Raw genomic sequence first — 12,210 nt, forward strand, 5'->3', positions numbered from 1 at the left:
GGCGGCGGCGGCGGTGGCGGCGGTGGCGGCGGCGGTGGCGGCGGAGGCGGCGGCGGTGGCGGCGGTGGCGGCGGGGCTTGCGGGCATTCGCCGGTATTGATGATGCAATCGTTGAACGCGGCGGCATCAAGATAGGTGGTCGGATTCTGTCCGGTACGGTTGAAGTTCACTTCGTTGAAGAAGTCCGCGCCCACAACGAAAGTCCCGTCGTCGCGCTGACGGCGGCCATAGGCGAAGACATCGAGCGGTATGCCCTGGCTGAACTGGCTCTGGCCTGCGATCGAAAGACCGCCATTCCCAACCGTGATCCCGCCCTGTTCGAATTCGGTGCCGGTGTTGCGCACAAGCAGGCTCTGCCCAACCCCGAATGTGACCCCCCGCGCGCGCAGATAGCCCAGCGGATCATCACTGCCCTGCGCCGCGAGTGCCAGCAGTTCGTCGCGGCCGGTAAAGTTCACGTTGTCCTGCAATTGCGAGATCATATCGGCATCGGCGACCCAGATGTCGTCCCCGATGAGCGACAGAATCCCGCCTTGTCCACCGTTGGAATTGGTAATGCGGATCCCGCCCGGCGTCACCACCTCGATACGCTCGCCCGCGCTGATCCGGAATTCGTCCCCGTCCGCGGCGTTGATGAAAGAGACGGTTCCCTCGACCCTGACGATACCCGGCCCCTCGACCACCGGGAAAACCCGGAACCGCGAAAAACCACCGGAAAGCGAGCCGGAAATGGTGAAGTCGCGAATGATGATCTCAGGCTGGTCTGGATCATTGGTGATGACCGATCTGCCGACGAAGGTGAAATCTTCGGCAGCGATGCGGGCAATCTCGTCTGCGGTAAGGGTGAAGCCAAGCCCTTGGTCGGTCCCTCCGAGAATTGCGGTATGATCGCGCTCGAGCGAGTAGATGGCGACCGCCTCCGCCCCGATCCGGGCGCCGGGATCAATATCGAGATCGCGCGCGAAGAGATCGATCCTGTTGCCGCCCAGACCGATTGCGCCGCCATCGTCGCCCAGAATGTCGATCCGCCCTTGGGAGATGATCTCGATTGCAGTTGTCGTCGCCGAATTCACCGCGCTGCCGATGATCCCGCCTTCGCCGGTTTCAACCTCGATATCGCTGAACGCGAACGCGACCAGCATTCCGGTGACATTGATGCTGCCACCATCGGCACGCAGCAACGAGGCAATCGTATCGCTGGTGATCGTATCACCCAGCGTGCGCGCTGACAGATCGACAGTGTTGAGGCTGCCTCCGCCGATGTCGACCACGAAGCGCCCGACCGCATTGGCCATCGCGCCTGTTGCGCCGCCCTGGGCATTGGCATTCAGGGTTATGGTGTCGGCAGTGATCAATGCCTGACGGTCAGCCCCGATGGTCAGGCGCGCATCACCCGCACCGGCCGTGCCGCCGTTGGAAGTCAGCGCGTCCGCCGTGATGTCGATTGTGCCAACCGAAAGAGTTGAGAAGGTGGGGAAGCTGCCGAACAGGTCGCCGTCGACAGCAATCGCCGCCACGCCGCTCAGCGCGTCGCCGCCCTGCTGGCCTGTCGTATTGGCATTGGCGAAGCTGAGCGATTCCAGCTGCAATTGATCGAGCGAAAGGCTGGAACGGTTGAGTTCAAGCCTTGCGCCAAGACTGGTCGCATTGCCGATCTGGTCGCCTGCTCCGCCAAACGCCTGCGCGCTGATCAACAGCGCGCCGGGTGAATTGGCGTCTGCCGCAATCGTCACGTCGGAATCGGTGAAGCGCAGTTGCACCTGCTCGCCGTCATTACCGGCTACGCCGCCCGTGATGCCGCTGCCCGCCGCGCTGGCACCGCCGCGCGCAAAACTGGAGAATGCGTTGAACCCAAGCAATTCCACATCGGAGTTCGCAAATTCGGCGCTAATGCGCGCGGCCTGGGCATTTCCGCCTTGACCTGCCGGGCCGGTACCATCCCCGCCGGCGGTAAAAGCTTCGGCAATGAATTTGCCTTCATTCACCGTGGAGTTAACCACACTGATCACGATCAGGGCATCGTTCGCGTTGCCGCCCTGCGTGATACCATCGCCGCCGCGAAGATCGGTTCTGCCGACATAGCTGCTTTCACCTTCGCTGTTGGCGACAAAATTGATCGTGGAACCGCTTGCCCGGAAGTCGACTTCAACCCCTTCCCCGCTGGAAGCGAATACACTGCCGCCGATCCTGCCGTTGCCGCCGGTGGATGTGTCAGCCCAAAGCATTTCGCCGACGATGTTGAAGGTGCTGTCGTTGATATCGATCGTGCTGAACCCGGTGAAGGCAGACCCGCCCTCGCCAGTCCCCGATGCGTTACCGCCGAAGCTGCCTGCCAGCCCTTCAGCAATTTCCGCCGTCAATGTTCCGCCATTCAGCACACGGATCGACCGGTTCCCGCCGAAGGCCTCACCGCCGCCGATATTGAGCGACGTGTCGAGGCTGGAGCCGCCCTCGCCAAAGACCGAAAAATTGGTACGCCCCATGACAATGGTGCCGCCGTCGACCTCGATCAAGCCACCGCCAGCCGAACCATTGCCACCCCTGCCGCCATCGACGCTCGAGCCGCCGCCAAGCCCGTGGGCGATGAGCCGGATCGCGCCGACGCTGTCGGGATCAGCGACCGGATCAAGTGGCAAAGAAACGCTTCCGCCCTCACGCGCAGCAAGGGCGATCTGGCCGCCGGCCCCGCGACCGCCGACCCCGTCTCCGCCTGTGGTTGTTCCACCAAAGCCGATGGCCGCAACCATACCGCCAAGGTTCATGTCATCGAAGAAATCGGTGGATGTGTTCTGCTCGACGATCAGCCGGCTGCCGGTTCCGGTAGCGCTAAGTTCGGCAACACCGCCGAAGCCATCACCGCCGCGATATGCCGAACTTTCCGATGCCCCGCCGCGCCCACTGGACGTCACTTGCAACGATCCGAACTGTGCTAGCCCGCCGCCTTGCGCCTGCGCCAGTGCGGTGCCACCCTCGCCGGCCCCGCCCACGCCATTGGCAGCGTTGTCGGATGGGCCGCCGAACCCGTTGGCGATCACGCTGGCGTTTCCGGTGATGGTGCCACTGCCAGTCGTATCGCCAAGCACGCCGATGCTGGCTGTGCCGCCGATGCCTTCGCCGCCGTCAGCGATCGAAGCGCTGCCGCCATAACCGCTTGCTTCCACGCGGACGTTATCGTTGACCGTTACATCAAGGCCCTGAAAATCGAAGGTTGCCTCTCCGCCGCGCCCCTCAGCGCCCGGCGCAGTACCGCTTCCGCCACCAAAACCGTCGGCGACCAGTTCGATCGAGTCGAGCAGCAGGCTGCCTCCCAGGCTGCCAAACGCTCCCGCCAAACCGCCGAGACCAATTCCGCCGATGGTGCCTTCGCCTGCAAACGCCCGGGCCGATAACTCGGCAAAATCGGCTGTGACTTCGCCTGCCCGAACCGTAAGCACGGACCCGCCACCGGTCGCATCGCCGCCATTGCCGCTATTGACGGGATCGAGCGTCTGGCCCGCTTGCCCGCCAAAAGCATCGGACTGCGCCTGCACATTGCCGAATTGCGCCCGCCCCAGACCGACCGAACCGTCGAGTCCGAACAGCGACAGACCAAGCTGCGCCAACCCGCCAAAGGCATTGCCGCCATCACCGCTGGTTCCGCCGCCGGAATTGTCACCGCCCAGTCCGCCAACACCAGTTGCCACCGCCACGGCAAATTCGCCGTTGACGATGATTGTGCCATTATCGCCGCCCGCAAGGATGAAGGCGCCGCTGCCGAAGTCGGGATCGGCCTGATTGGGGACGGAAAGCTCGCCGCCGTAACCATCCCCGCCGCGACCGCCAGGTGTCATGCTGTCGCCAGCGCCGCCATTGCCGCCCACCCCTTGGGAAAGGGCAACCGCATCGGTGCCGATGGTGAGCAGCGCCGTCTGCGTCAATGTGCCTTCGGCCTGGAAGAACGAGTTACCGCCCCGGCCCAGCCCGCCATTGCCGCCCGTGCCGAAGGATGCGTTGCCGCCCACGGCCTCACTGCCGGCAAATGCCCGCCCACCAATGGTGATGCTGCCCGTCTCCGCATTGGCTCCGGCGATACCGCCAAATGCGTCGCCGCCGGTCTGCCCGCCCCCGCCAAGCGCCTGCGTATCGGCATCGAACCGCCCGGTAATTGCAATCATACCGCCGCCGAGTGTGCTGGCCGACGCCCGTCCGCCCAGCGCATTCCCGCCGACGCCGCCGGCATTGACGCCGGCGGCAGCCACGGCATCAAGCCGCAATTGGCCAGCCACGGTTACGCCGCCCGGCCCGGTGACCAGCACGACAGCTTCTCCCGCATCGGCGAGTGATCCGATGCCCGCCACATTGGCCGATCCGCTGCGTGCACTGGCATCGACCTGCGCGAGGCCGCCGACGTTAATTGTGCCTCCGCCATCGAACACCGAGATCAGCGCCTGCCCGCCAAAGGCATCCGATGTGGTCGAAGGGTTGAAGAGTGAACCATTCGCCGCATTCGCATCGGCAAGGACAGTCAGGTTCTGCCCGATGCCCAACGTGCCGCCCAGCGTGGCAAAAGCCTGTGCAACGCCGCCGCGTGCTTCGGCCCCGGTCTGGATATTGAAAACCGTGGTGCCGACCCCGCGCGCACTGACAGTTGCTGCGCCATCGATTGTGATTGCACCCCCGCGCGCACCGATCATGGCCGATCCACCGAGGGCAGTGCCCGCAATACGGCTGAGGTCTTCCGCTCCGGCAAAGGCATCGGCTGTCACCAGTGCATTGCCGCCCACGCCGATCGTTGCCCCTTGCGAGGCATCCACCACCGCCGCGCCGCCTTCCGCGTTGATCGCATCAAGCGTTTGCAGGCTGGAACTGACCACGCCGTAATCGCGCGCATCCACCAGCAGATCGCCGCTGACCGTAAGGCTTTGACCATTATTGGCGATCGCTCCTGCACTTTCGCGCCCGACCAGCAGCAGATCGCCGCTTACTGTGCTGGCGGCGTTGGTTGCGGTCGCCTCTACCTGGTGCGATCCCAGTGCCAGCAGGCTGCTGGTGGCGGAGAAATCTTCGAGGAAAATATCCGCGCGCACACCGCTCTGCGCCGAATTGGCGTCGAAGGTCGCATTGATCCCGTCGCTGATTGAGCTGCCATCGACAAACCGGCCGAAGACATTGTGATTGGCCGACAGGATAATCTCGCCATTGACGATCCCGGCGCTCTGTGCCGGATCGAAACCGAGGTTGCCGCGAAACAGCATGCTGATCGGATCGTTCTGCGCAACCGCGACGCCGTAGATCATGTGGTTGTCGCCCGCGCCCGTGCTGGAGACACCGCCGACATTGCCGTCCAGCGTTACCACTTCGCCCGGCGCGGCGGTGCCGACAGGCACGGTAATGTTGAACAATCCGTTGGAGAAGCTGAGGCCGACAACCTCGCCCGCGACATAGGCATGGCTGCCATTGATCCGCGCCGTACCGCGCATTTCGATATCGGCGGCGACCACCGCGAAGAAGGAGTTTTCGGCCGATGCGGTGATCTGCGCGCCAGGGTTGATGGTGATCCGCGCGGTCGATCCTTGCTGCCCTTGCAGGTCCAGGAACCCGCCCGCGGCGAAGCTATCGAAACTGGCCGGCGAGGTATCCAGCGTGGTCAGCAGCAGGCTGCCGACATCGAAGGTGGCATTGCTGCCGATCAGGATGCCCGTGGGCGAATAGAACGCGACCAACCCGCCGGTTGCCGGAGCGCCGCTGGGCGGGAGCAACTGAGAAATCACCGCGCCATCGATGACCACGATATTGCCGTTGGCTGATGGCAAAATGCGGTTCAGAACGGCGAAATCGAGGAGTGTGCTGTCGCCCTGAAAGATTGCTGTCGCGCCGGTGCGCAGGAAATCGAGTGCGTCGCCGTTAACGTCCTGCTGCGGCGTCCAGTCGATCACCGCGGTGGGGGATGACACGTTGACCTGCGTGGTGGTGGCGTTGACCGTGTTGATATCTGCCGCGCCGGAAACCACGTTTCCAGTCGCCTGAATGCCCTGCGCCTCGGCGCGCTGCGGCGCGAACAACAACGCCAACGCAAGGGCCGCGCTGCCGCAGCCGACGAGCAGGTGAGTGCGGTTCCGGACGGGATGGGTCATCTCAATATCTCCACGGGAACAGGCGGGCAGTCAGCGTAAACAGGAAGCGCACATCGCCTTTGGTGAGCGCAAGATCGGGCCGTTCGAGCGGCACAGCGACGGCAAAATCCCCCTGCAACCCTGCCCCCCACGTCATCCGCAAGCCGCCGCCTGCCGACCACAGCCGGTCTGGATTGGCAGGCCTGCGGCTGGGATCCCTGTTCCAGACCACAGCCAGATCGGTGAACAGATATGGCTGCCATGCCATCGCAGTCAGACTTTCCGGCGTCAGCGTGCCGTATCGCAGCTCGAATGCAGTCAGAAATCCGCTGTCGCCCAGCACCGCGCCCGGATCATACCCGCGCCCGATCGAAAAACTGCCCGCTGCCAGCTCCTCGAACGCGGGCAGCGCATCGCCGGTGATTTGCCCGCGCGATTGCAGCGCAAAGGTGAGCAACGGATCGGGCCGATATTCGACATCGGCATTCATGCGCAGCAACAGCGGGGTCGGATCAGCCTCGATCCGGCTGGGAGCCGCAGCGCCGCCGAACAGGCAGGCGAGCAGATTGGGGCGGCAATCCGGGCTGGCCCCGAACACGTCCAGCCCCTGCCGGGCCTCAAGCCCGTAACGCATACGGAACTTCGGCTCGAACGGTGAATAGCCCCCGGCGCGCAGCACGGATTGCTGATCGATCCGCTCCCCCGCAAACCGGACATAAGCCATTCGCACCCGATCTTCGGTCAGGCGGATATTGTTGAGATCGACGTCCTGATCGACGTAATCGAACCCTGCATCGACATAGATGCTATGTGCGCGGGTGCGCTTCAGCGGATAGCTGGCATAGAGGCTGGCGAAAATCGTCTCCGCCTCGACATTGAAGCCGGTCAGCCCGGTCGCGGGGTTGGCGGTGCTGTATGTGAACTGCCCGCCCAGCCGCAGGCCTTCACTGCCGACGCGGAAATCATGGCCGATCTGCACGGTCTGCTGTTCGATGAAATCCAGCGTGCTGAAGACGGCTACCGAAGTACGGTCGCCAAGGCCGGTAAGATCATATATTTCGCCGCGCAGCACCCCGCCTAACCGGCCGATCGCATCCGATCCGAGGTTCTGGACATTGAAATCGATCATCCCGCGCTGGCGCAGCACGGCGATTTCGCCCACCAGATCGCCCGGTGCACCGCCCGCCGCCGGACGCAGCGACAAACGCACATCCAGCCCCGGCAGATCATCGGCCAGCAGCAGATAGCGTTCGGCAGTGTTGGTGTTGAACACATCGAGCGCGGTCAACTTTTCCAGATAGCCTTCGACGATCTTTTCCGAAGGCCCGGCATCGCCGCGCACCCGAACCGCTGTCAGCCGACCGAACACGACGTTGAAATCGGGGATGCCATCAGTCAGGCTCTGTTCGGGAATTTCGACCGTGGCGAGATAGCCCTGCCGGCGCAGCGCCGCGTTCGCCTCTGCGCGGATATCGCACAGCACCGACACGGGGAGTTCGCGCCCGACATATTGCGCATAGGCCGCATCAAGCGACAGGCCCGGGACGCGCTCGAGCCCGTTAAACTGCGCGCCTTGCACCGTGAAGCGGATATCGGCGAAATCGGGGCGATCCAGCGCGCATGGCGGGCGTTCGAAATCGCCGTCGATTGTCAGCGTGACAGCGCGATCATCGCGGCGCAGTTCTGGCGGGATCAGATCGCTGCGATTGGGCGGCGTGATAGGTGATTGCTGGGCCTGCGCGGCCCCGCCCGCACCAAGCAATGCAATCGTCAGTGCAAGACTGCCAGCGAGTGCGCGCATCCTGGCGCGAGGCGCGAATGTGCGCCTTGCCGCGAAAGCGGGTCGAATTTGGGCCGATAGCGGGCCGGAAAGCGCATGCGACAAGGTTCATCCCCCAAAGACACCGCCCCGGCCTGCCCCTTACGGACATTGCAGGACAAACTGCCTGTTCCCCTTGGCCCCTTCGGAAAGCGTCTGAGCGCGATGACCGAAGCGGAACCCACGACCCCTCGTAGGACGCAAGCCTAGTGCGGCGCGCATCAAACACAAGCACGCAGGCCGTTTTTCACCCCTTGCCAGCGTACTTTGTCGCATTTGCACAAATATTAGCCGGTTAGCCGGCAAGGCTGACCGAATGAGCTTCCAAACGGGCTGGCGCGCATCAGCCAGCCGCGGCGAGCATCACCTTGGAAGATGCCGCCGACAGCGCGCCCTGTTCGATCCCCAACCTGGCCGGACGCGTGGCCGCCGGATAGGCCTGCTTCAGCACGCCAAGTGCCTCGGTCACGCGGGCGTGGGCGGCGGGGTTATCGGCCTTGATCGCCGCGCCGGAGTCCGCAAAGGCGCTTTCGGCAACCTTGGCAAAGCCATAGCCATCAAGATAGGGCTCGTACCGGTCATCCTTGGCGATGGTGCGATACATGGCGCTGGCCCGTTCGATCTGGTCGGCAATCACGCCCAGCGCGACCTTGGCATCGGATGTGCCGCTATCAGGTGCCTTGCCAGCCGCACCGCGCAGCGCAGCGATGATCCTGTCATAGGCCTTGCCGACTTCGGCGGTGCTTCTGCCTTCGGATGCGGCGACCGAGGCTTCGGTCAGCAGCGGCTTGAAATCGGCGACGCCCAGCTTGGCGAACACCGGGTCCATCTCAACCAGCACTTCAGCCGCAGGGTGAGCGAACATTTCTGCGGCAGCTTCCTTCTTGCCCGCAGCATAAGCATCGCGCGCAGCGACCACGTGGGCTTCGGTCACGGCCAGTGCGATCCCGTAGGCGACCGGATCGGTGGCTGCATCGCCAACCGCAACACCGCCTTCGCCCTCGCCGCCGGCAGCCTCGCCGCCCTCTCCTTCACCGCCTGCGCCGCCTTCACCTTCGCCTGCCGCAGCGCCGCTTTCACCGGGCGCGGCCGCTTCGGTCCTGGCGCCTTCACCCGCTTCGCCGCCACACGCCGACAGCATGCCGCCAGCAAGCGCTGTGCCGAGTCCGAGTTGGGTCCAGAGCTTGATCTTGCTGTTCATGGCAGGGGTATTCCTTGGCGAGAGTGAGAGAGCGAACATCTGTTGCTCCGGCCTCATGGCCCAGATGATAATCACTCGCAAGTACCTTCATTATGCCGAGGCTTGCCAGACCGCGATGACCCCGATATTTGGTATGTTACAACGTTACTTTTTTCGGAGCCGCCCTACCCATGTCCACCCTGCTTGCCTGTTCTGCCCGGTCGGCCGCCACGCCATCGGTGCTGGCTTTCTTGCGCGATCCCGATTGCAATCTTGCGATCTGGGAACGCGCTCCCTTTGCGGATTTCACGCCCCTGACTCATGGCGATCCGCAGGATGTGCGGTTTGAAAGCGGGCTTGATAATTTGCCCGCTACCTTGCGCGGCGCTCTTGCAGAAAACGGCTTTGCAGGCACACACCTGCACGAAACGCTGATCGCCGATGCCGCGATCCTTGCCCGGGTGTTTTGCGAGGCGCTGGATCTTGCGCGATTTGAACTGCGGCTGGAGGTTGTGCGCACTGATTCCTGCCGCAAATTCCACGCCGATTATGTCACGGCGCGGCTGATCACCACCTATGCGGGCGAAGGCACAGACTGGCTTGATGATAGCGACACCGCACGGGTGGCGAGTGGTGAACAGCCCCGGCAGATCAATCGCATGGCGGCGTTCGATGTCGGCTTGTTCAAGGGCAAACTGGCGACCGATCGCCCTGCCATTCACCGCTCCCCGCCAATTGCAGCGAACAGGGGCGCGCGCTTGCTGATGGTGCTTAACCCGGTAGGCCGGTCATTGGTCGAAAGGGCATATTCGCCCCTTTCGCCGGTCGCTCAACTGCCTTAACAAGCGCGCCATGCGCCCGCGCGGGCGCGATCCACTGAGATTGCCGCCCGATCCTGTGCGGCTGATCTTTCGCAAGAGGTATGCCGTCGATGAAGAAGTTCCTGCTCGCCGGGGCCAGCGCCCTGATGCTTTCGACCCCCGCAGCGGTAATGGCCGATGAAGGCATGTGGTTGCCAAGCCAGACCGGCGCGATTGCCGATGCGATGAAGCAGGCCGGGCTGGAACTCGATCCGGCCACGCTGGGCGATCTGCAACGCCCGCCGCTCACCGCGATCGCATCGCTCGGCGGTTGTTCGGCAGCCTTTCTTTCGCCTGAAGGTCTGGTGGCGACCAACCACCACTGCGTCGCCGGGTCGCTGCAATATAATTCCTCGCCTGAGAACGATTACCTCACCAATGGCTTCCTCGCCGCGACATTGGCGGATGAAATCCCCGCCGCACCGGGCAGCCGCGTCTATGTGATCGAAGACCTGCGCGATGTTTCCGCCGCGATGCTGAAGGGCGCAGACAAACTGGAAGGCCGTGCGCGCTATGACCGGCTGCAGGCCAATCGCACCGCGCTGATCGAAGCGTGCGAAAAGCAGGCCAACCGCCGCTGCGACGTGCGCGCCTATTTCGGCGGGCAGCAATATTGGTTGCAGCAGCAGCTTGAAATCAAGGACGTGCGGCTTGCCTATGCGCCTGCCGCGGGCGTCGGCAATTTCGGCGGCGAGAAGGACAACTGGATGTGGCCGCGCCACACCGGCGATTTCGCCTTCTACCGCGCCTATGTTGCCCCTGACGGATCATCGGCGGCCTTCAGCAAGGACAATGTCCCGTTCAAGCCCAAGGCCTTCCTGCCGATCGCCAAGACCGGCGTGAAGGAAGGCGACTTCATCATGGTCGCAGGCTTCCCCGGCACCACAGAGCGTCTGCGTCTGGCCGAGGAAGCGCGGTTCTATTACGAAGAACTCTATCCCTATCAGCAGAACATGCTGACCGAATACGGCGATCTGATCGACGCGCTGACGGCAGGCAATCAGGCGGCGACCATCGCCTATGCCGCAACGCTTCAGGGCATCGAGAATTACGAGAAGAAAATCGCTGGCCAACTGGCCGGGGCCGATGCCATCTCGCTCGTGGAAAAGAAGCAGGCTGAGGAAGCCGGTTTCCGCGACTGGATCAAGGCCGACCCCAAGCGCGAGGCGCAATACGGCGCGGCACTGACCGAACTCGACAAGCTGATTGCGGAAAGCAATTCCGAAGCTCTCGCCGATGCCAAGCGCGGGATGCTGGGCCGCAGCCAGATGTATGGCGCAGCGCGACAGCTTTATCGCTGGGCCAACGAACAGGCCAAGCCGGACAAGGACCGCGAGCCCGGCTATCAGGAGCGTGACCGCGCCTTCATGACGCAGGGGATGCAGCGGATCGAGCGCCGTTATGTGGCCGAAATCGACCAGGCACTGTGGGAAGACGGCCTTGCCGAATACCGCACCCTGCCCGCAGATCAGCGCATTGAAAGCTTCGATGCCTTCATGGAAGGCCGCGACGTCGCATCGTTCTATTCCGCGCCCACGCTCACGCTAGACGACACCGCCGAGCGGCTGGCATGGATGGATAAGCCGGTCTTCGAGTTCCAGGCATCGAGCGATCCCTTCATCCAGCTCGCCGTTGCCACCTATGACGAAGCCATGGCCGATGAAGCCGAGGGCAAGGAGCGTTCCGGCCACGTCCAGAAGGCGCGTTCCAAGGTGATGGAAGCGCGCCTCGCCTATGCCGCATCGCAGGGCAAGACCATGTATCCGGACGCCAACGGATCGCTGCGGTTCACCTATGGCAAGGTGACCGGAAAGGCCGTCGACGGGCAAATCTGGACGCCGTTCACCACCGCTGAAGGCATCGTGACCAAGCACACCGGCCGCGGCGAATTCGATGCGCCCGACAAGATGATCGAACTGATCAAGGCCAAGGATTACGGCCAGTATGCTGCGCCCGAACTGGGCACCCTGCCGGTCGATTATCTCTCGACCGTGGACATCACCAACGGCAATTCCGGCTCTTCGACGCTGAATGCGCGCGGCGAGTTTGTCGGCCTCGCGTTCGATGGCACGATCGAAGGCGTGGTGTCTGACTGGATGTATGATCCGGCCATCAACCGCACCATTCATGTCGATAGCCGCTTCATGCTGTGGACCATGGAAAAGGTCGACGGGGCGGACCGTCTGCTGAAGGAAATGGGCGTCGCCGCCGAGTGAGCGGGGCCGCTAAAATCTGAATAAGTATGCGGCGCGTGGGATT

Annotated in this window: 5 protein-coding genes; 2 read left to right on the forward strand and 3 right to left on the reverse strand. The window is 63.5% G+C overall.

The features are described 5' to 3' along the window. The 3 genes from IP79_RS15865 to IP79_RS12260 all read right to left on the reverse strand — a co-directional run. A partial coding sequence (locus IP79_RS15865) for a beta strand repeat-containing protein (RefSeq protein ID WP_054119596.1) occupies positions 1–6,113 on the reverse strand: 6,113 nt, incomplete at its 3' end. 1 nt (position 6,114) lies between these two features. After that, a complete protein-coding gene (locus tag IP79_RS12255) occupies positions 6,115–7,893 on the reverse strand; it encodes a ShlB/FhaC/HecB family hemolysin secretion/activation protein (protein ID WP_054119597.1) in 1,779 nt (592 codons plus the stop codon). A 361-nt stretch (positions 7,894–8,254) separates the two neighbouring features. Next, positions 8,255–9,112: a hypothetical protein gene (locus tag IP79_RS12260; RefSeq protein WP_054119598.1), complete on the reverse strand. Its 858-nt coding sequence runs from the start codon at positions 9,110–9,112 to the stop codon at positions 8,255–8,257. A 170-nt stretch (positions 9,113–9,282) separates the two neighbouring features. Here IP79_RS12260 and IP79_RS12265 point away from each other — a divergent pair, with 170 nt between their 5' ends. Continuing rightward, positions 9,283–9,933, forward strand: a complete 651-nt coding sequence (locus IP79_RS12265) for a DUF1826 domain-containing protein (RefSeq protein WP_054119599.1) — start codon at positions 9,283–9,285, stop codon at positions 9,931–9,933. Between the two features lie 89 nt (positions 9,934–10,022). Then, positions 10,023–12,167, forward strand: a complete 2,145-nt coding sequence (locus IP79_RS12270; protein ID WP_054119600.1) for a S46 family peptidase — start codon at positions 10,023–10,025, stop codon at positions 12,165–12,167. The last annotated feature ends 43 nt before the right edge of the window (positions 12,168–12,210 follow it).

The sequence above is a fragment of the Porphyrobacter sp. AAP60 genome (assembly GCF_001296025.1).
Taxonomy (GTDB): Bacteria; Pseudomonadota; Alphaproteobacteria; order Sphingomonadales; family Sphingomonadaceae; genus Erythrobacter.

Coding starts and splice junctions, on each gene's coding strand:
- IP79_RS12255 (WP_054119597.1), bottom strand. CDS start 7,893: ATGCGCGCACTCGCTGGCAGTCTTGCACTGACGATTGCATTGCTTGGT.
- IP79_RS12260 (WP_054119598.1), bottom strand. CDS start 9,112: ATGAACAGCAAGATCAAGCTCTGGACCCAACTCGGACTCGGCACAGCG.
- IP79_RS12265 (WP_054119599.1), top strand. CDS start 9,283: ATGTCCACCCTGCTTGCCTGTTCTGCCCGGTCGGCCGCCACGCCATCG.
- IP79_RS12270 (WP_054119600.1), top strand. CDS start 10,023: ATGAAGAAGTTCCTGCTCGCCGGGGCCAGCGCCCTGATGCTTTCGACC.